We start from the raw sequence: 20,589 nt of genomic DNA, 5'->3' as shown, positions 1-20,589 counted from the left end.
TCAGCGCACCGGGATCGATTTGAACTTTGCGCAGTATATTTTGCTTTTGTCATTCATGTAAGCGATGGTGCTGCCCGGGTTCGAAACGCGCAAAGGGAAAGGCGTCGCGTCCACGGCCCGGAAGGTGGTGCCGACCGAGGCGCGGATCGCGCTTTCGAGTTCCTGGGGGGTGCTGTCGGTGATTGCCGCAATGAAGACCAGCTCGCTGGTGTCGTCGCTGACCATGACTTCCTTCACCTCGGCGCCCCACAGCGTGGCCTCGGTCTTGAACCAGTACGCCCCGCCCTCGCGCTTGTAGGCCGGGCCGAAGGATGCCGTCAGGTAATCGTGGAAATAGCGGTTCTCGAGATGGCTGCGGCACAGCAGCGCATTGCCGATCACGGTGCCGAAGGTGGACGGCATGGCGCCGGCCGGGGCCGCCAGGATGCTTGCCGTTGCCAGGCAGGCGAGCGCGGCCAGCCGTGTGAATGCGGGCATCACTTACAGTTTGGACAACCAGGCGCGGTTGGCCGCGATCCTGGCCTTGACCGTGGCCGGCAAGGCTTCATAGCAGCCGGGATGCTGCTTGAGCGCGTGCTCACGCACTTCCTTCTGCATGCCGTTGACGAGGAACACGTACAGCTCCGCGCCCTGCTCGTTCTTGCGGGTGCCCATATAGCGAATCACGGGAGATCTCCTTCCATCCCCGCATTATGACATCCCACGGCCCTGCCCGCCCACCCGGCACGGCCCGTGGCGGCCGGGAACGCCGCGCAGCGCAAGGCCTGGCAGGCGCTGGTGTTGCTGTCGAGCCACATCTTGCCCGGTTCTCAAGCAGGCACGCCGACCCGCGCCAGGATGCCCAGCAGCGCATCGACGTCCACCGGCTTGGTCAGGTGATGGTCGAAGCCGGCCGCCTGGGTGCGCCGCCGGTCGTCTTCCTGGCCCCAGCCGGTCAGGGCCACGATCACCAGGCCCGCCTGGCGGGCGTCCGCGCGCAGGCGGCGCGCCACCTCGAAGCCGTCCATGCCCGGCATGCCGAGGTCGAGCAGCACCGCCTGCGGCAGGAACTCGCCGGCCTGGGCCAGCCCGGCCGGACCGTCGTGGGCCGTGCGCACCTCGGCGCCGACCGCGTGCAGCAGCAGGGCCAGCGATTCGGCGGCGCCGCCGTTGTCGTCCACCACCAGCACGCGCCGTCCCGCCAGCAGCGCCGCCCCGCTGCCGCCGCCGTGCTGCGCTTCCTGCCGCGGCGCCCCGGCCAGCGGCAGCCTCACGATGAATTCGCTGCCCCGTCCCGGGCCCTCGCTCCTCGCCTCGACGCTGCCGCCGTGCAGCTCGATCAGGCTCTTCACCATGGTCAGGCCGATGCCCAGCCCGGCCTGGCCGCGCGCGCTGTCGCGGTGGGCCTGGGCGAACATCTCGAAGACGTGGGGGAGCTTTTCAGGCGGGATGCCGATGCCGGTGTCGCGCACCGAGACCACCACCTGCGCGCCCTCGCGCCAGGCGCCGACCCAGATGCGCCCGCCGCGGTCGGTGTACTTGGCCGCGTTGTTGAGCATATTGCCGAAGACCTGGGTCAGCCTCACCTTGTCGGCCTCCAGCATCAGGGTTTCCTCCGGCAGCGACACCGCCAGTTCGTGGCGGCCGGCCTCGATCGCCGGCATGCTGGTCTCGACCGCCATCGACAGGATCTCGGCCAGCGACAGGGGTTCGGGGCGCAGTTCCAGCTTGCCCTGCGTGATGCGCGAGACGTCCATGAGGTCGTCCACCAGGCGCACGATCTGGCGCACCTGCCGCCCCACCATCTCGACCATGCGGTCGGCGCTGCGGCGTCCGTCAGGCCGGCGCAGCAGGTGCACCGCATTGCTGATCGGCGCCAGCGGATTGCGCAGCTCGTGCGCGAGCGTTGCCAGGAACTCGTCCTTGCGGCGGTCGGCGTCGCGCAACGCGTCCTCCGCCTCCGCCGCCCCGGTGACGTCGATCGAGATGCCGACGTGGCCGCGGTAGGCGCCGCCCTGGCCGAACAGGGGGGCGCCGTGGCTCTCGAACCGGTGCCAGCGGCCGTCGGCGGCGCGCGCCCGCAGCCGCTGCTGGAAGGGCGACTGGGTCGCGATGGCGATACGCACGCCCTCGATATAGCGCGGGCCGTCGTCGGGATGCAGCAGCACGCCCCAGCCCTCCTCGGGCGCGGTTCCGGCCCGCATGCCGAGCATGTCCTGGCAGGTGCGGTTCGCATACACGACATGTCCACGGTCATCGAACTGGTAGATCAGCGCCGGCGAAGCCTCGGCCAGCACCCGGAACCGGCCATCGCTTTCGCGCAGCGCGCCTTCCGCCTGGCGGCGCGCGTCGACGTCGATGTTCATGCCGATCCAGCGGCCGATGCTGCCGTCGGGATTGCGCAGCGGCGCGGCGCGCACATTGGTCCAGCGCCAGCCGCCGTTCGCCAGGCGCACGCGGTATTCGGCGTTCAGCGGCGCGCCCCCGGCCAGCGCCTCGTGCCACTGGCGCAGGACGAAGTGGCGGTCGTCCGGGTGCACCGCCTTGAGCCAGCCCAGGCCCAGCTGCTCGCCGGCACCCTGTCCGGTGAGTTCGCGCCAGCCGGGCGAGTCGGTGCGCACCGCGCCGTCCGCATCGGCCTCCCAGACCGCCTGGGCGAAGCCCTTCACCAGGGCCTGGAAACGCTCCTCGCTGGCGGCCAGCGCCGCTTCGGCGCGGCGCGCCTCGCTGATGTCGAGCACGAAGGCGATGCACTTGCGCGTGTCGCCCTCGCCCGGCAGGCAGGTGGGCGCGACCATGGCCCACCACAGGCTGCCGTCCTTGCGCACCAGCTGCTTCATGTAGGGCGCCGCACGGCCGCCCGCGCGCAGCTCGGCCAGGGCGCGCCGGGTGATGTCGACGAATTCCGGCGCGGCCAGGTCGGCCCAGTGGCGCACGGCGCGCAGTTCCTCGCGGCTGTAGCCGGTCATGCGCTGCAGCGCGCCGTTGCAGTCGAGGATGCGGCCGTCGAGGGAATAGAAGGCCAGGCCGACGGTCTCGGTATCCATGGCGGCCTGCAGGATCGCATGGCTTTCCTCCAACTCACGCTCGGCGGCGACGCGCTGGGCCGACTCGTCCGCCAGGCGCCGCTGGATGTCCCGCAGCTCTTCGGCGCGGGTGGCGCGGAATGCGCAGGCGGCGAAGCCCGAGAGGCTGCGCAGCAGGCGCGCGTCCTCGCCGTCGAAACGGCATGCCGGGCCGTGGCTGGCCACCCAGACCGTGCCGGCCCGCTCGCCGCCGGCGTCCCAGGGTGCGAGCAGCATTTCCGCGATCGGCGGCTCTGCGGGCAATACGGGAAAACTGCGGCCGGGTTCGCGCAGCAGCACCACCTCGCCGCGCGCCACCGCCTCGCCGCTCGGGCTGGCTGCGCGCGGCAGGCGCAGGCCGGCGGCGCCGGCCAGCAAACCGCTTGCCGCGCTCCAGTGGAAGGCGTCGCCATCCGCCGCCGGCACGGCGATGCCGGCCGAGCCGGCGCGGCACAGCTCGCGCAGCAGTTCGGCCAGGCGCTGCGGCACGCTCTCCGGCGCGCGCGCCAGCGCCGAGGCAAGGGCGCCGAGGGCGCGGTTCTCGGCTGCGTAATCCGGCGCGCGCGCCGGGCGGAACTCCAGCTCGTGTGTGACAAGAAGCTCATCGATATCGAGCACTGCCAGCTCTTGCTCACTATCGCTCATCTGAACATCAATACCGTGTCATATGCGGGACGGACAGGCTAAGCCAAAACGCCGACTCACGCCAACAGGGTTCCGCTCGGCACGACAGGGCGCCGCCGGCTGCCCATCCGTTCAGGCTGCATTCTGCTCCCCGTTTTCGCGCGTCTGTCGGTTTGCGGCTGCGCCGCCGGCCGCTCTGTCCTATCGTGCAGGCTCCCGATACCCTTTCAAGAAAAAGAACATGCGCACCATTCTGAAGCCAGCCCTCCTCGCCGCCGCCATCGCGGCGGGCTTCCTCGCCACCCAGGCCAGCCACGCCGAGGCGCCGGGCCAGCCGGTCACGCAGCAGCGCCAGCTGGCGGCCTTCAGCGCCATCGAACTGTCCGGCCCCTACGACGTCGTGGTGCGCGCCCAGGGCCGCCAGGCGGTCGAGCTGTCGGGCGATCCGAAGCTGCTCGAGGAAATCGAAACCGTGGTGCGCGGCGACACCCTGGTGGTGCGTCCGGTGCGGCGCATGGGATTCCACTTCGGCCGGGGCAAGCGGCGCGACACCGTCACCATCGCCATCACCGCCAGCCAGCTGAAAAGCCTCAGGATGTCGGGCAGCGGCGACGTCGACCTGAGCCAGCTGTCGGGTGAGCGCGTCACGCTGTCGGTCGACGGCCCCGGCGACCTGCAGGCCGCCGGCGCGGTGCGCGAGCTGTCCGTGCGCGCCAGCGGCAGCGGCGACGCCGACCTGCACCGCCTGAAGGCCGCCAACGTCGACCTGGCGATGTCCGGCCCCGGCGACGTGCGCCTGTCGGCGGTGGGCAACGAGCTGGCGGCCACGCTCAGCGGTTCGGGCGACCTGGAAGCCGATGAGCTGCGCCTGGCGCGCCTGAGCGCGCGCCTGTCCGGCCCGGGTGGCATGAAGCTCGCCGGCCGCGCGCGCGAACTGCGCGCCGAAGTCAGCGGCTCGGGCGACTTCGACGCCTGCGCCCTCGCGGTGGACGCGGCCTCGACCACCCAGCGCGGCCCCGGCAATGCCTGCGTCGCCGGCACGATCACCAAGTTCGACGCGGAGGTGAGCGGTTCGGGCGAGCTGCAGGCCAGCGGCCTGCGCGCCCCCAGGGCCACGGTGCGCCTGTCCGGCCCGGGCAATGCCACCTTGAGCGGCGAGATCGGCGAACTCACGGCCGAGCTGTCCGGCTCGGGCGACCTGGAAGCGGGCGCCCTGATTGTCAACCGCGCCCTGCTCAAGGCGCGCGGCCCCGGCGGCATCGAACTGGCGAACGTGTCCGACACCCTGGATGCCGACCTGCGCGGCTCCGGCGGCCTGGACGCGCGCATGGATGGCAAGCGCCTGCTGCTGCGCATGAGCGGCCCGGGCAGCGCCCATGTCGAGGGCAAGGTCCAGCTGGTCAAGGCCCAGCTCAGCGGTTCTGGCGGGCTCGATGGCCGCCGCCTGCATGCCGGGCGCGCCGAGATCGCCGTCAGCGGCCCGGGCAATGCCGTGGTCAACGTGCCGGGCCGCGACGAGCGCCAGGCCGGCCGCCGCGCACGCCATGATGGTGACGAGCACACCCGCCTGCTGACGGTCGACCGCAGTGGCAGCCGTCACGGCGCCCCGTAATTCGCTCCGGCGCCGCCGCCCGGCGGCGCCACCCATCCCGCATGAGCATACCAGCCGTTTTTGGCGAATAATCAATACCAGTTACAGTACCAGTCAAAAGATTTGCATAATCAACGACTTATGCAAACTTTGCTTGCCATCCCGGCGATTGTTGCACAGGAAATTTGCATACCACTTAAATACCTGTTGACAGGCCCTGTCCGCCTGCCTATAGTGCGCTGACCTCCTCGGCAGAACACTCACACCATGATCGACTATCTCATCGGCGTCGACGGCGGCGGCACCGGCACCCGCGTGCGCCTTGCCGGCCCGGACGGCGCCGAACTGGCCCAGGCCAGCGGCGGCCCGTCCGCCCTCGCGCGCGGCATCGACAATGCCTGGACCACCGTCGACGGCGCCGTGCGCGACGCCTTCGCCAACATTGGCATCACGGCGGTACCACGCGCCTCCTGCGCCATCGGCCTCGGTCTCGCCGGCGTGCACAACAAGGATTGGGCCGCGGCCTTCATCGCCGCCAATCCCGGCTACGCCGCCCTGGCCCTCGACACCGACGGTTTCACCACGCTGATGGGCGCCCACGGCGGCAAGCCCGGCGTCATCGTCGCGATCGGCACCGGCAGCGTCGGCGAAGCCATGCTGGCCGACGGCACGAAAGTGGAAGTCGGCGGCTGGGGTTTCCCCGCCGGGGACGAGGCCAGCGGCGCCTGGATGGGCTTGCGCGCCCTGAATCACATCGAACACGTGCTGGACGGCCGCGCCGAGGGCCGCGCCTTTGCGCGCGAGGTGATCGATTTCTGCGGCGGCTCGCGCGACGCGGTCCAGGTCTGGCTCGGCAAGGCCACCCAGACCACCTACGCCAGCCTGGCGCGCTTCGTGGTCGCCCATGGGGATACCGACCCGGTCGCGCGCGCCATCCTCGAACACGCGGGCCGGGAAGCGGCCGCCATCGCCGACGCCCTCGACCGCAGCCACACCCTGCCGCTGGCCCTGTGCGGCGGCCTCGGCGACGTGCTGCGCGCCTGGCTGCCGGCCGAAACGCTGGCGCGCTGCGTGCCGGCCCAGGGCGACTCGGCCGCCGGCGCACTGCGCATGATTCGGCGCCACTTGATAAGGACACAGCAATGAAAGGCAACATCCTCACCCCCACTGGCTGGATCCACGGCGAACTGCGCCATGGGGCCTTCATCGAAGGCGTCGACGGCCACGAAGTCGACCCGGCCGCCAACGGCGACGACTACATCCTGCCCGGCTTCATCGACGTGCACGTGCACGGCGGCGCCGGGCGCGACATGATGGAAGGCGGCGACGCCCCCCACGTGATCGCCGCCCTGCATGCGAAGCACGGCACCACCGCTCTCCTTGCCACCACCATGACCGCCCCGGTCGAGGACATCCAGCAGGCGCTCGACGCCATCGGCGCGGCCTGCAAGTCCCGCGGCAAGGGCGAGGCGCGCATCCTCGGCGTGCACCTGGAAGGCCCCTATATCAATTCGGGCAAGCTGGGCGCCCAGCCGCCCTATGCGCGCGAAGCCACGCTGGATGAGGTGAACCGTTTCAACGACCAGGCGCCGATGCGCCTGATCACGGTGGCGCCCGAGATCGACGGTCACATGGCGCTGGTGCGCGCCATCGCCGACGCCGGCATCCGCGTGCAGATCGGCCACACCAGCGGGACCTACGAACACGGCGTCCAGGCCCTGGAGCACGGCGCGGCCGGCTTCACCCACCTGTTCAACGCCATGCCCGGCCTGCACCACCGCGACCCCGGCATGGTCGGCGCGGCCCTGGCCCACGCCGAATACGCCGAGATCATCCCCGACCTGCTGCACGTGCACCCGGGCGCGATCAAGACCGCGCTGCGCTGCATCCCGAAGCTGTTCTGCGTGACCGATTCGACCGCCGCCGCCGGCATGCCGGACGGCCAGTACATGCTGGGCCGCCAGGTGGTCCACAAGTGCATGGGCGGCGTGCGCCTGGCCGACGGCACCCTCGCCGGCAGCACCCTGACCATGGACCAGGCCCTGCGCAACCTGGTGAAGATCGGCCTGCCGCTCGAAGAAGCCAGCCGGCGCGTGTCGACCAATGCCGCCGACTACCTCGGCGAAACCCGGCGCGGCCGCCTGGCGCCGGGCTGCCATGCCGATTTCGTCGTGCTCGACCGCGAGCTCAACATCAAAGCCGTCTATATCGAAGGAGAAGCGCAGTGAGCATCCCCACGTCCCTGATGTACCAGGAAGCCCTGTCCGCCGGCGACTGCGTCGCGCAGCAGCTGGCGCAGGACATCGACCGCTATGCGGAGCTGGGCCGCGCCCTGCGCTCGACCAACTTCCACAGCGCGATGACGGTCGCGCGCGGCAGCTCGGACCATGCATCGAGCTACCTCGCCTACCTGATCATGGCGCGCATGGGGCGCCTGGTGACCTCGCTGCCAATGTCCCTGGTCACGCTCTACAAATCGCCCCTGGTCACGCGCGACACCCTGGCCGTGTCGATCTCGCAGTCGGGCCAGAGCCCGGACGTGGTCGAGCCCATCACCTACTTCCGCAATGGCGGCGCGACCACGGTGGCGCTGGTGAACGACGCTTCGTCTCCCCTTGCCAGGGCCGCCGAATGGACCATGCCCCTGCACGCGGGCAAAGAACAAAGCGTGGCCGCCACCAAGAGCTTCATCGCCAGCCTGGTCGCCGGCGCGCGCCTGGTGTCCGAGTGGCAGAACGATCCGGAACTGAAGGACGGCATTGCCGCCCTGCCCGAGGCCCTGCGCGCCGCGACAACGGTCGACTGGTCGCCCGCGATCGAGGTACTGGCACCGGCCCGCAACATCATGGTGGTCGGCCGCGGCATCAGCTTCCCGGTCGCGCTGGAAGCGAGCCTGAAGTTCAAGGAAACCTCGGCCCTGCAGGCGGAAGCCTTCTCCGGCGCCGAGATCAAGCACGGCCCGATGGCCCTGATCGAGGAAGGCTATCCGCTGCTGATCTTCGCCACCCGCGGCCCGGCCCAGGCCGGCCTCGTTGCCCTGGCCGAGGAGATGCGCGGCCGCGGCGCGCGCGTGCTGCTCGCCGCGCCCGGGGACGTGCCGAGCCGCGACCTGCTGCTGCCGACGGCGGCAATCCCCGACCTCGACCCGATCGTCGCGATCCAGGCCTTCTACATGATGGCGGCGCGCCTGTCGGAAGCGCGCGGCCTCGACCCGGACAAGCCGCGCCACCTGAGCAAAGTCACCAGGACGAACTGATATGAACGACTACCTGGATCTCGCCGGCCAGCTGATGATGGTGCGCCTGTTCGGCACCGAACTCGATGCCGACACGGACGCATTTCTCCGCCAGTACAAGGTGCGCGGCGCCTGCCTGTTCCGCCAGAACATGGTGGACGCGGCCCAGCTGGGCCGTTTCACCGCCGCCTTGCAGGACGCGATGGGCCCGCAAGCCCTGATCGCCCTCGACCAGGAAGGCGGCGCGGTGGTGCGTTCGACCTGGGTGCCGGCGCCGCCCAGCGCCATGGCACTGGGCGCGGCCAACGATCCCCTGCTGGCCCGCGACGTCGGCGCCGCCGTGGCGCGCGCGGTGCGTTCGCTCGGCTTCAACTGGAACTTCGCGCCGGTGCTGGACCTGAACAACAACCCGCACAATCCGGTGATCGCCGAGCGCTCCTTCGGCGCCGACCCGGAAACCGCGACCCGCATCGCCCTGGCCTGGATGGAAGGCAGCGAAAGCGAAGGCGTGGCCTGCTGCGTCAAGCACTTCCCCGGCCATGGCGACACCCACGTCGACTCGCACCGCGACCTGCCGACGGTCGACAAGCCATTGGCGGAACTGGAGCGCTTCGAGTTCGCTCCCTTCCGCATGGCGGCCGCCACGGCGCCGGCCGTGATGACGGCCCACATCGTCTACCCGGCCCTGGACCCGGACTTCCCGGCCACGATGTCGCGCCCCATCCTGACCGGCATCCTGCGCGAGCGCTTCGGCTACCGCGGCGTGATCATCACCGACGGCATGGACATGCACGCCATCGCCCACCGCTACGGCGCCGGCGAAGCGGCGGTGAATGCCCTGGTGGCCGGCGCCGACATGGTGATGGCGATCGGCGCGCGCGAGACCCAGGTCGAGACCGTGCATGCGATCGCTCAGGCGATACGCGACGGGGTGCTGCCGCTGCCCGAGGTCGAGGCGCGCCTGGCCCGCCTGTCCAGCCTGGCCGAGCGCCATCCGGCGGGCAGCGTGGCCTACGCCGTCGAACCGGATGACCACGCCCTGATGGCGCGCGCCTGGCGCGCCGGCCTCACTGCCTTGAAGCAGCCGCAGCGCCCGCCGCGCGGCAGCAAGGTGCGCCTGGTGGCGCGTGGCGACGTGGTCAGCGACGGCGTGTCCGAAGCCGGCGTGCCGGCGGCGCGCATCGCCGAAGCGCTGGGACGCCTGTACGAGGTCGACCTCGTGACCTTCGCGGATGCCGAGACCTTCGACTGGGCCGCCCTGCCCCAGGACGGCCGCTTCACGATCCTGGCGTCGACCTCGCGCCGCCGCTACGGTCCGCATGCGCGCGCGAACTGGCGCCCCGACCTGCACGTGGCGCTGTGGAACCCCTACCAGGCGCTCGACTTCGACGCCCCGGCCCTGATGACCTATGGCTTCGCGCCGCCGGCGCTGGAGGCCGTCGTAGCCTGGCTGGCGGGCGATGCGGAAGCGCCGGGCCGCTGCCCGGTGCCGGGGTTCACTGCCTGAGTGAAACTCGGTAACGCGATGTAACGGTGCGGGCATGCGCCCGCCCAGTGCGGCACAATTGCCGAGCCCGAAATGGGCCTTTTATGGGACAATGCACGTTTTGTCCGTAATGGCATTTTCGCCATGTTTACGTTTAAACATGTCGCATCTGCATTGCTCATCATTATTTAGACCGAAGGATTATTCATGGCCCAATTCCGTCTTGCCCGCCTTTGCCTGATGCTCGCCGCCCTCGGCGTGACCGCTCCGGCGCTGGTGACCAGTGCCCATGCGCAGCAGAAGAGCGATGCGCCGGCAGCTGCCGCGGCGCCAACCGACACCGTCCGTCCTGAAATCTTCAAGCTGCTCGATCCGGCCGCGGTCAAGCCGCTGGTGGAAGCCAAGAATTTCACCGAAGTGCAGAACCGCATTACCCAGGCCGAAGCCTTCCCGAACATCACGCCGTACGAAAGCTATGTGATCAACCGCATGAAGCTGACCGTGGCTTCGTCGTCCGGCAACGATGCCGCCGCGATCCCGGCGCTGGAAGCCGTGATCAATTCGGGCAAGCTGAACGCGACCGAGAAGGCCAACTTCACGCAGGCCCTCGGCAATATGTACTTCAACGCCAAGAACTATCCGAAGGCGATCGAGTGGTTCCAGCGCTACGAGAAAGAAAGCACGACCCCGGACGCCGTGCGTCCTGCCCTGGCCAGCGCCTACTACCTGAGCAATGATTTCGCCAAGGCGAAGGAAGTCCTGCTGCCGATGATCGAAGGCCAGGAAAAGGCCGGCCAGAAGCCGGCCGACAAGGACCTGCGCATGCTGGCCTCGATCGCGATCAAGCAGAAGGATGACGCCGGCTACGTGGCGGCCCTCGAGAAGCTGGTCGCCGCCTACCCGACCGAGGAATTCTGGACCGACCTGGTCAACCGCGGCGTCGGCCGCAAGGCGGGCTTCGACGAGAACACCCACCTGGCCAATATGTACCGCCTGCAGTTCGCCACCGCCGCCAAGCAGATGGCGCCGGAAGAGTACACCAACCTGGCCGAACTGGCCCTGCGCGACGGTTTCCCGACCGAGGCGAAGAAGGTGATCGATGCGGGCTACGCCAACGGCGTGCTGGGCAAGGGCAGCAATGCCAAGGCCCACGCCTCCCTGCGCGACAAGGCCAACAAGGGCGCCGCGGACGACGCCAAGAACATCGCCAGCGGCGAAGCCTCGGCCGCCAAGGCCAAGACCGGCGCCGGCCTCGTCAACCTGGGCTGGGCCTACGCGACCATGGACCAGGCCGACAAGGGCATCGGTTTCATCCAGCAGGGTATCGCCAAGGGCGGCCTGAAGAATGCCGAGGAAGCCAAGCTGCGCCTGGGCATGGCGCAGGCGCGCGCCGGCAAGAAGGCCGAAGCGATCCAGACCTTCCAGGGTATCAAGGGCGCCGGTGGCGCCGGCGACCTGGCCAAGTACTGGATCCTGCACCTGAACCAGCAGGGCTGATTCGCTTCACGCGTACAAGGAAGCCGGACACTGTCCGGCTTTTTTTTCGTCCCTGCCCTGTCCCGGATTTTTACCGTGCAATGTGCGCGTGCGAACATTCGACTCCTGCTGACCGTTCGATAATTTCGGCAATTTCGAGGAGGCGGCATGACTGAAGTACGCAAGGGGCAGGCGCCCGCCAAGCTGGGGCGCGACGAATTCCACATCCGCTTCCGCCGGGCCTTCTATGATCCGGCCTTCGACAGGCTGGACCGCGAACTCGACGCCATCGAGCAGGTCGCCTGGGAGGCCTACCACGAGGGCCGCAAGGCGCCGCGCACCGTCAAGGCCGGCCCCGGCTACGCCGATCCTTCCTACGACCTGTCGATCGAGTGGAAGGAAGCCCACGAGCGCCTCCTGGGCGCCGAACGGCACCAGAAAGACCCGGCCTCGCGCAACCGTGTCCTGCTCATCAACGGTGCGGCCCGCAACGACGGCACCTGTCCGAGCGAGATTTCGAAGAGCTGGCGCCTGACCATGCTGGCGCGCGAGGTGCTGGCGGCCGAGGGCTTCGAGGCCGATGTGCTCGACCTGAGCCTGGTCAATTCGGATTACGACCGCCACATCCATCCCTGCAAGGCCTGCGTCTCGACCGCCATGCCGCTGTGCCACTGGCCCTGCAGCTGCTACCCGAACCACGCCGAGCGCCAGGTCAACGACTGGATGAACGAGATCTACGAACGCTGGGTGCTGGCCCACGGCGTCATCATCGTCACGCCGGTCTACTGGTACCAGACGCCGGCCGTGCTCAAGCTGATGATCGACCGCCTGGTGTGCGCCGACGGCGGCAATCCCGACCCCTCCTCCACCCACGGCAAGACCGCTGAGGAAGCCAAGGAACTCGAGCTGAAGGGCTGGGACTATCCCAAGCACCTGGCCGGCCGCGCCTACGGCCTGGTGGTGCACGGCGACGTGGCCGGCATCGAAGGCACGCGGCGCGCGCTGGCCGACTGGCTGTCGTGGATGGACCTGTTCGACGCCGGCAGCTTCGCCCAGCTCGACCGCTACATCGGTTACTACGAGTCCTATGCCGAGAGCCACGAGGCCCTGGACCGCGACAGCGCCGTGCAGGAAGAGGTGCGCAACGTGGCGCGTTCGGTGGCCGAAGCCGTGCGCGAGATCCGCGCCGGGCGGGTGGCGGTTTCCCAGCACAGGCTGAAGGACCCGCGGCCGAAATAGGACAGGCGAATGAATGCCGTTTGCCCGCGGCTTCTTGGCTGAACTGAATGCCACGTAGGGTGGTCGGCTATGCCGACCGCGCGTTCAAACGGTCTATGAGCAGCACATCATCTGATCAAAAGGGGGCTGAACGCGCGGTCGGCGAAGCCGACCACCCTACGAAAAATTACACGGCGGTGAAGCCGCCGTCGACCACCAGCTCGTGGCCATTCACGTAGGATGCCTGCTCCGAGCACAGCCACAGCGCCGCATTGGCGATCTCCGCCGGTTCGGCGAAGCGGCCCATCGGCTGCGGCGCCTCGAGCTGGGCATCGGCCGTGCGCGGGGTCCTGACGGCGCCCGGGCACAGGGCGTTGATGCGGATGCCTTCGCGCGCGTATTCGGCGGCGGCGCTGCGGGTCAGCCCCACCACCGCATGCTTGCTGGCCGCGTAGATCGCGCGGTTCGGCGCGCCGACCAGGCCGGACACCGAGGATACGTTGACGATCGCTCCGCTGCCCTGCTTGAGCATCTGGCGCAGCTGCAGCTTCATGCACAGCCATACGCCCTTGACGTTGGCGCCCATGATGCGGTCGAACTGTTCTTCCTCGCCTTCGGCGAGCGGCGCGCCCTCCTCGTCCACGGCGGCGTTGTTCACCGCGATGTCCAGGCGTCCGTAGTAATTGATGGTCTTTTCGATCAGCGCCTCGACGTCGCCGGCCCTGGCGATGTCGCTGCGCACGAACAGGGCCTTGCCGCCCGATTCGACGATCATGGCGGCGGTCGCGTGCCCGCCGTCGATGGCGGTGTCCGCCACGACGACGCAGGCGCCGGCGCGCCCGAAGGCGAGCGCCGTGGCGCGCCCCAAGCCGCTGGCGGCGCCGGTGACGAGGGCGACTTTGCCGGTAAATGGCAGTTCTGCCGCCGGCTGCGCTTTGGATGTCCCTTTCATGATGCTCCTGATGCTCTGCAACTGATGCTTCCCAAAGGAAACATTCTAACGCAGCAGGCCGCGCCTGTCACAATCGGGGACCTATGCTGTTGCTAATTGGAGGGCTTATTTACCACGCTCCCCGGCCTTGCCCTGGTCCCCGGCCATGACCACCGACAGTTTGGAGGGAATGATCGCCTTGCGGAAGGCGGCATTCAGCTGCGGCAGGGTCACGGCCATCAGCTTGCGCTCGAAGGCGGCCGACCATTCGTAGGTGCGGCCGCGATACAGGAAACCGGTCCAGCCCGAGGCCAGCACGGCGTCGTTGGCGCGGTTCTGCAGGCGCTGCTGCATCAGGCCCGACTTGGCGTCGGCCAGCTCGGCGGCCGTGAATCCGTCCTTCACGGCGCGCGCCAGCTCCGCGCGCACGGCGGCGTCCAGCTTCCTCAGGTTCTGCGGCGCGGCGATGGCGCTGATCGAAAAACCGCCGGCGCGATCCAGGTCGCCCGCATCCAGGCTGGAGCCGCCGCCGTAGGACAGGCCGTCCTTCTGGCGGATGCGCTCCATCAGGCGCGACTTCAGGCCGCCCTCCCCGAAGATGTAGTTGGCCAGCATCAGGGCCGGATAGTCCGGGTCCTCGATGTTCAGGTCGAGGTTCATGCGCGCGGTGTAGAAGCCGTTTTCCTTGTCCGGCGTATCCAGGAAGGTGCTGGCGGCCGGCACCTCGGCGTGCTTCATCAGGATCGGCGCCACGTTCGCGGGAGCGGTCCACTTGCCGAACAGCGCGTCCACCAGGGGCACGATTTCCTTCGGATCGAAGTCGCCGACGATGGCCATCTCGGCCGGGCTGCTGTTGTGGAAGTCCTTGTGGAAGGCCGCCAGGTCTTCCAGGCGCGCGGCCTTGACGTCCTCGATGTCTTCCTCGAGCGTGTTGGCATGGCGGATGTCGCCGCGCGGGTACTGCTCGAAGTGGGCCGCGAGCGCCCGTCCCGCCACGCTCTGCGGCTCGGCGCGGCTGGCTTCCAGGCCGACCAGCATCTGCTTGCGCAGCTGCTCGAACTCGCTGGCCGGGAAAGCCGGCTCCTTCAGCACGTGGGCCGCCAGCTTCAGTGCCTCGGCGAGGTTCTCGCGGGTGGTCTGGAAGTGCCGGGGGCTGCCGCTCATCTTGAGCTTGTCGAAGGCGTCGGCCAGCTGGGCGCGGCTGTACTGCGTGGTGCCGCGCATCAGCATGCCGGAGGTCAGGGCGGGAATCGCGCCCTTGCCGAACAGGTTCTTCTCGTCGCCGAAGTGCTGGCGCAGGTCGACGGTGACGGTCTCGCCGCGGTTCTTCTTGGGCAGCAGGGCCAGCTTCAAGCCACCCGCGGTGGTGAGCTGGGTGCGCTTCATGATGTTGGCCTGGCTGGGGTCGAAGTCTTCCGACACCAGGCTGGATGCGGTGGGCTTGAAGTCCTTCATCACGGCTTCCACCGTGGGCGCCGGCGGGATCGTGGCGCGCTGCGGGGCGTCTTCGGGCACGAAGGTGCCCGTCACACGGTTGCTGCGCAAGAAATAACGGCCGCTGGCGGCCGCGACCTGCCCGGCCGTCGTGGTCTTGAGGCGCTCGCGGCCGAGGAAGTAGAGGCGCCAGTCGCCCAGCGCGATCATCTCGGACAGGGCCACGCCGACCGCCTGCGGGTCGTTCAGGCTGCGTTCGATGGTGTTCATGTAGGAGCGGCGCACGCGCTCCATCTCCTCGGCGGTCGGCGGCTTCTTCGCGAATTCCTCGACGGCCTGTGTGAGCGCCTCGCGCACGGGCTCGATCGGCTCGCCCTTCTTCACCACGGCGCCGAAGAACTGCAGGCCCGGCGCGAAGCCGGTCTGGGCGAAACCGAAGACCTGGCTGGCCTTGCCGGTCTCCACCAGCAGCTTGTGCAGACGGCCGTTCGGCGCGTCGCCGAGGATTTCGTTCGCGAAGCCGAGCGCCTCCGCATCGTCCTGCAGGTCGGACGGCACCTTGTAGCCGACGGCGACGATCTGCACGTCGCCCTGGCGCCGCACGGCGAAGCTGCGTTCGCCGTCCTGGGTCGGCTCGACGGTCCAGAACCGCGGCAGCGTACGCTTCGGCCTGGGGATGGCGCCGAACAGGCGCCCGATGCTGGCCAGGGTTTTATTCGCGTCGAACTTGCCCGCCACCAGCAACACCGCGTTGTCGGGCTGATAGTAGGTCCGGTAGAAGGCCCGCAGGTTGGCGATCCTGACGTTCTCGATGTCGCTGCGGTTGCCGATGGTCGAGCGGCCATAGCTGTGCCAGTCGTAGGCCACGCTCTGCATGCGCTTGAACAGTACGTTCACGGGCGAATTCTCGCCGCTTTCGTACTCGTTGCGCACCACCGTCATTTCGGTGTCCAGGTCCTTCTGGGCGACGGGCGAGTTGACCATGCGGTCGGCTTCCATCTGCAGCGCCCAGTCCAGGTTGTTCTGCGAGGCCTGGAACACCTCGTAATAATTGGTGCGGTCGAGCGAGGTGGTGCCGTTGAAGTCCATGCCGCGGCGCGCGAACTGGCCGGTAATGTCGGGGTTCTTCCTGGTGCCCTTGAACAGCAGGTGTTCGAGCAGGTGGGCCATGCCGGTCTCGCCGTAGTTCTCGTGGCGCGAGCCGACCAGGTAAGTCACGTTGACCGTGATCGAGGGGCGCGAGGCGTCCGGGAACAGCAGCACCTTCAGGCCGTTGGCCAGGCGGTACTCGGTGATGCCCTCGACCGAGGGGCCGAGGGTGACGCCTTTCGGCAAGGGCGCTGGCTTGGGTGTGGCGGCCCAGGCCGCGCCGCCCAGCACGAAGGCCAGGGCGCCGGCCGCAAACCCGCTCAGGAGACGCGCGCCCAGGCCGCGTTTCGGAAAATAGGCTTCGCTCGTCCAGTCCATATGTCCATCCCGCAATCAAGTTGATGCGGGATGGTAACAGACCGCAAGCTATTGCCGTGCGCGTCGCTCGTGGGCTTGTTGCCAGGGGCTGATCCTGGACAACTCGCCCATCTCTTCCGCCAGGAATTCGAGCAGGTCGTCGGCGCTCACGATGCCGGCCAGGCTGCCGCCGGCGTCGACCACCGGAACCCGGCGGATGCCGCGCAGGCGCATTTTCTCGATGGTCTCGTAGACGTCGTCGCTGTCGCGCGCGGTGAGCAGGTCGTCGCTCATGATGTCGCCGACCTGCAGGCTGGCCGGGTCGAGCCCGGGAGCGATGACGGAGACCACGATGTCGCGGTCGGTCAGGATGCCGACCGGGACGCTGGCGCCATCAAAACGGTCGACCACGACCACGTCCCCGACGTGCTGGCGGCGCATCAGGAGCGCGGCGCCCTGCACGGTTTCGTCACGGGTGCAGTGGGTGGCCTGGCTGGTGCAGATTTGGCCGATGTGCATGGTGTCCTCCCCTGCCTGTGCGGCGTCAAGGGCCGCTACACGCAAAAACTGGCGCTACGACTTTCATCATAGCGCCAGTTCGGCAATCCGGAAGGGGTGTCAGGCTGCCGGTTTCTTTTCTTCCGGCGGGGGAACGAAGCAGGCGTCCGCCACCTGCAGGTCGTTGTCCTTGGCAAAGTTCAGCACGAAGTGATAGGCCAGCGGCTCGACCTTCTGCAATTCGCGGCTGACGACCACGGCTTTCACCCCGTTGACGATGGTCGGGTGCACCCAGGGGGAAAACTGCAAATGGGAATTGCGGCTGGCGGCGCCGGGAGCGAAGCAGGACATGACCCCGCACAGGCGCTCGGCCCAGTCGCTGGGTCGGAACTGCCTGCCTTTGCTCGTGATGCCCAGGATGAAAAACTCGTCCTTCAGTTTTTCATCCCTGGTGTGCGGTAACTCGGCCATAGTGCTGCTTGCTGAAAATACTGCGTGGATGAGAACAACCTCAGCTCAGTATTATATCTTATAGAAGACCTGCGGACGAGACCCGTTACACACTATCCCTCAGCCGAGCCACACCACGCTCGAGAGCAGGAGCAGCAGGATCATCCACAGGATCAGCGCCCGCCACACCAGCCCCACCGTGCTCTGCAGCGCGCGCAGGTTCGGTTCCTCGCCCGGCAGGAACTCGGCGTCGCGGTCGCTCAGGTCGACCGTGGCGGCGTCGAGCGGAAGCGGCTGCGGTGCGTATTCGTTCGGCGTGCCCAGGCGCACGCCCATGGCGCCGCCCCCGGCGGACAGGATGATGCCCTTCGATTCCTCGGTCCAGCGGCTGGCGAAATTGCGCCAAGCATAGATCGCGTCCTCGAAGTTGCCGACCACGGCGAAGGCCACCGCCGTCAGGCGCACCGGAATCCAGTCGATCCAGTAGAAGGCTTTCGCGGCGAACTGGCCGAAGGCTTCGTTGCGCATGTGGTCGGGTTCGTTCCAGGCGCGCGCCAGGTATTCCGAGACGCGGTACATCACGGCGCCGGCTGGGCCCAGCGGCATCAGGAACCAGAAGAATACGCCGAATACATTGCGGTGGGTGGTGATCAGGGATTTTTCGACGGCCACGCGGCAGATCTCGGTGGCGTCCATGCCGACCGTGTCCAGGCGGGTCCACTCGGCCAGCAGTTGGCGCGCGGTAGCTTCGTCGCCCTGGTTCAGGGCCAGCTGGATCGAGGTGAAGTAATGGCTGTAGTGGCGGAAACCCAGGGTGAGGTAGACGATCAGCACGTTCCAGGCGAAGGCCAGCAGCACCAGGTTGTAGTGCATGAAGACCCAGTAGACCAGCCAGGTCGGCAGCATCAGGGCCAGCATCATCAGGATCCAGCCCATGCGGCCATTCTTCTGCTCGCCCGCATTGAACCAGCCTTCGATGCGCATCGCGAAGCCCTTGATGCCACCGTAGACCTGGTTGTCGGCGCGCAGCGGTTTCAACTGCTCGATGATCAGCGCGACGAGGATGGAGAAAAATGTCATTCAGGAATCCTTTTTTGTTCTGGCAATACCGTGCTGCCCGCTACGATAGCGGAGAAGCTGGCTGGAATCAAATACGGATATGGAGGAAAGTTTCAGGACTTCCTAGGGCGTTCGCTCACGAGTTCACATCGTGAATGAACTTCTCCAGCACGCTGCGGCTCTGCTGCAGCTTCGCCGTCTTCTGCTCGATCTGCTGGAGTTGCTCCCGCAGGGTCTCCCGCAACTCGTCTCAGGGTTCGAAGATGCGCCCTTCCCCTCTGATGCACTCGGCAAACTGCCGGATGGTCGCGAGCGTCATGCCGGCAGAGCCGAGCAGCTTGATGCGCTCGACCGCCTGCTCGTCCAGCGGGCCATAGTCACGGTAACCGCTGGCGGTGCGGCGCGGCTTGAGCAGCCCTTCCGCTTCGTAGTAGCGCAACATGCGGATGCTGACTTCGCAGCGCCTGGATAGTTCGCCGATCTTCATGGGCCCTCTTGACTCTCACAGCGGTGTCAGGTTCTAGACTGCCTTCTCCCATGACGATTTCAAGGAGCAAACAATGTCCGTTCACACCACAGCTTACCCGACACTGATCAACAATCAGGCGGCAAGCGCCTCCGAACTGGCGCCGCTGGCCTTCTCGGGTTTCGCACATTTTACTGCAATGCAAATCCGCGGCCACAAGGCCAAGGGCATGGACCTGCACCTGGCGCGCCTGCGCGAAGCCTCGCTTGCCCTGTTCGGGAAGGCCCTGCCGGACGAGGAGATCCTGGCGTCCATCCGCCTCGCGCTCAAGCAGGGGCCTGCCGACATGTCGCTGACGGTGACGCTGTTCGTTCCGGACGGCGAATTCACGGCGGCCAGCAAAGGCGCCCTGCCATCGGTGCTCGTGCGCAGCGGCCCGCCGCACGACGGACCTGCGCACCCCCTGCGACTGCAGGCCGTCGCGCACGAACGCCACCTGGCATCGATCAAGCACGTCGGCGAAGGGGCCAAGACCTATTTTCTCCACCGGGCCCTCGAGCAGGGATTCGACGACGCGGCCTTCGTCGACCGGCATGGCAGGCTCAGCGAGGCGTCGATCTGGAATCTCGTGTTCTGGGACGGTCAAGCCGTGGTCTGGCCCGAGGCGGAACTGCTGCTCGGCACCACGATGCGCATCGTCAAGCGCCAACTGGAGCGCATGGGCATCCCGCAGCGGCGGCAGGAGATCAGGCGCGGCGACCTGGCGCAGTTCTCGGGCGCGGCTGTAATGAATTCCTGGACGCCGGGCGTGCCGGTCACGGCCATCGGAGAGCACGGCTTCCCCGTCGCGGAAGCATTGAAGGGGACGCTGAATGAAGCTTGGCAGGCTGAACCGTACTTAAGCATCTAGCGGCCCGGCAGGTTCGCATCCCGGATCAGGCGCGCAGGAAGTGATAGAGGTTGCGCAGCATGGCCGCCGTCGCACCCCAGATGAAATAGCCCTGGTAGGGCATCGCGTAGAAGCGGCGCTTGCCTGCCCCGTCCGGCAGCGCCACGGAGCGGCGCTCGTGGTTGGCGCCGGACATCAGGAAAGCCAGCGGCACTTCGAAGATCTCGGCCACCTCGCCCGGATCGGCGCTCAGCTCGAAGGGCGGCTGCACCAGGGCGACGACAGGCAGGACGCGGTAGGCGCTGATGGTCACGTGCTCGGGCAGCACGCCGATGATCTCGACGTGGCGGCGGTGCAGGCCGATCTCTTCTTCCGCCTCGCGCAGCGCGGTCTCGATCGGCGAGGAATCCAGTTCTTCGGCGCGGCCGCCGGGGAAGCTGACCTGGCCGGCGTGACTGGACAGGTGATCGGTGCGCTTGGTCAGCAGCACATGCAGCCCGTCGGGTCGTTCGACCAGCGGCACCAGCACGGCAGCGCGGCGCAGGCGCAAGGCGGGTGCGCTGAGCGCCTCGTCGGAGGCCTCCGGATCCCAGGGCAAGGTCTGCGCGAAGCGGGCGCGCACGGCCTCGGCGCTCAGCTGGGCGGGCGCGAGCGGCGCTTCGCCGGCCAGGCCTTCGACCGGCATCAGGGTGGGATCAAACAGAGGCTTGCTCAAAACACATTCTTCCAGCACATAAAGAAA

18 protein-coding genes are annotated in these 20,589 nt (G+C 68.0%); 8 read left to right on the top strand and 10 right to left on the bottom strand.

What is annotated here, in order from left to right:
* From NX780_RS15585 to NX780_RS15575, 3 genes are all read right to left on the bottom strand, one after another.
* A complete protein-coding gene (locus NX780_RS15585; protein WP_258828785.1) occupies positions 1 to 477 on the bottom strand; it encodes a hypothetical protein in 477 nt (158 codons plus the stop codon).
* Between the two features lie 3 nt (positions 478 to 480).
* Entirely contained in the window at positions 481 to 666 is a 186-nt protein-coding gene (locus NX780_RS15580; RefSeq protein ID WP_258828784.1) for a hypothetical protein, read from the bottom strand.
* A gap of 143 nt (positions 667 to 809) precedes the next feature.
* A complete protein-coding gene (locus NX780_RS15575; protein ID WP_258828783.1) occupies positions 810 to 3,689 on the bottom strand; it encodes a PAS domain S-box protein in 2,880 nt (959 codons plus the stop codon).
* Positions 3,690 to 3,909: 220 nt separating this feature from the next.
* On the opposite strand from NX780_RS15575, the gene NX780_RS15570 reads away from it, so the two are divergent.
* From NX780_RS15570 to NX780_RS15540, 7 genes are all read left to right on the top strand, one after another.
* Entirely contained in the window at positions 3,910 to 5,280 is a 1,371-nt protein-coding gene (locus NX780_RS15570) for a head GIN domain-containing protein (protein ID WP_258828782.1), read from the top strand.
* Between the two features lie 246 nt (positions 5,281 to 5,526).
* On the top strand, positions 5,527 to 6,405 hold the full coding sequence (locus NX780_RS15565; RefSeq protein WP_258828781.1) for a glucosamine kinase nucleotide-binding domain-containing protein: 879 nt from the start codon (positions 5,527 to 5,529) through the stop codon (positions 6,403 to 6,405).
* Positions 6,402 to 7,487 (top strand): N-acetylglucosamine-6-phosphate deacetylase, encoded by a 1,086-nt coding sequence (nagA, locus tag NX780_RS15560; RefSeq protein ID WP_258828780.1) that lies wholly within the window; start codon positions 6,402 to 6,404, stop codon positions 7,485 to 7,487. Before NX780_RS15565 ends, nagA begins: the two co-directional genes overlap by 4 nt.
* Before the next feature lie 17 nt (positions 7,488 to 7,504).
* The gene (locus NX780_RS15555) at positions 7,505 to 8,515 is read left to right on the top strand and encodes an SIS domain-containing protein (protein ID WP_258828810.1); all 1,011 of its coding nucleotides are present in this window, start codon (positions 7,505 to 7,507) and stop codon (positions 8,513 to 8,515) included.
* A gap of 1 nt (position 8,516) precedes the next feature.
* Positions 8,517 to 10,001: a glycoside hydrolase family 3 protein gene (locus tag NX780_RS15550; RefSeq protein ID WP_258828779.1), complete on the top strand. Its 1,485-nt coding sequence runs from the start codon at positions 8,517 to 8,519 to the stop codon at positions 9,999 to 10,001.
* 186 nt (positions 10,002 to 10,187) lie between these two features.
* A complete protein-coding gene (locus tag NX780_RS15545) occupies positions 10,188 to 11,477 on the top strand; it encodes a tetratricopeptide repeat protein (RefSeq protein WP_258828778.1) in 1,290 nt (429 codons plus the stop codon).
* Between the two features lie 147 nt (positions 11,478 to 11,624).
* Positions 11,625 to 12,695 (top strand): flavodoxin family protein, encoded by a 1,071-nt coding sequence (locus NX780_RS15540; protein WP_258828777.1) that lies wholly within the window; start codon positions 11,625 to 11,627, stop codon positions 12,693 to 12,695.
* 166 nt (positions 12,696 to 12,861) lie between these two features.
* Here the strand turns inward: NX780_RS15540 and NX780_RS15535 are convergent, their stop codons facing one another.
* The 6 genes from NX780_RS15535 to NX780_RS15510 form a co-directional block, all read right to left on the bottom strand.
* Positions 12,862 to 13,626, bottom strand: a complete 765-nt coding sequence (locus tag NX780_RS15535; RefSeq protein WP_258828776.1) for a glucose 1-dehydrogenase — start codon at positions 13,624 to 13,626, stop codon at positions 12,862 to 12,864.
* 105 nt (positions 13,627 to 13,731) lie between these two features.
* The gene (locus NX780_RS15530; RefSeq protein WP_258828775.1) at positions 13,732 to 16,506 is read right to left on the bottom strand and encodes a M16 family metallopeptidase; all 2,775 of its coding nucleotides are present in this window, start codon (positions 16,504 to 16,506) and stop codon (positions 13,732 to 13,734) included.
* 48 nt (positions 16,507 to 16,554) lie between these two features.
* Positions 16,555 to 17,004, bottom strand: coding sequence for a CBS domain-containing protein (locus tag NX780_RS15525; protein ID WP_258828774.1), 450 nt, complete (start codon positions 17,002 to 17,004; stop codon positions 16,555 to 16,557).
* A gap of 99 nt (positions 17,005 to 17,103) precedes the next feature.
* On the bottom strand, positions 17,104 to 17,454 hold the full coding sequence (locus tag NX780_RS15520; protein ID WP_258828773.1) for a DUF3579 domain-containing protein: 351 nt from the start codon (positions 17,452 to 17,454) through the stop codon (positions 17,104 to 17,106).
* Between the two features lie 99 nt (positions 17,455 to 17,553).
* On the bottom strand, positions 17,554 to 18,513 hold the full coding sequence (locus tag NX780_RS15515; protein WP_258828772.1) for a CobD/CbiB family protein: 960 nt from the start codon (positions 18,511 to 18,513) through the stop codon (positions 17,554 to 17,556).
* Positions 18,514 to 18,742: 229 nt separating this feature from the next.
* Positions 18,743 to 18,979 (bottom strand): MerR family transcriptional regulator, encoded by a 237-nt coding sequence (locus NX780_RS15510; RefSeq protein WP_258828771.1) that lies wholly within the window; start codon positions 18,977 to 18,979, stop codon positions 18,743 to 18,745.
* A gap of 73 nt (positions 18,980 to 19,052) precedes the next feature.
* Between NX780_RS15510 and NX780_RS15505 the strand changes: the two genes are divergently transcribed.
* A complete protein-coding gene (locus NX780_RS15505) occupies positions 19,053 to 19,868 on the top strand; it encodes an aminotransferase class IV family protein (RefSeq protein WP_258828770.1) in 816 nt (271 codons plus the stop codon).
* A gap of 25 nt (positions 19,869 to 19,893) precedes the next feature.
* On the opposite strand, the gene NX780_RS15500 is transcribed toward NX780_RS15505, so the two are convergent.
* Positions 19,894 to 20,562, bottom strand: coding sequence for a CoA pyrophosphatase (locus NX780_RS15500; RefSeq protein WP_258828769.1), 669 nt, complete (start codon positions 20,560 to 20,562; stop codon positions 19,894 to 19,896).
* Positions 20,563 to 20,589 lie beyond the last annotated feature (27 nt).

Source organism: Massilia agri, from assembly GCF_024753255.1.
Classification (GTDB): domain Bacteria; phylum Pseudomonadota; class Gammaproteobacteria; order Burkholderiales; family Burkholderiaceae_D; genus Telluria; species Telluria agri.
This window is presented reverse-complemented; position numbering and strand designations above follow the sequence as displayed.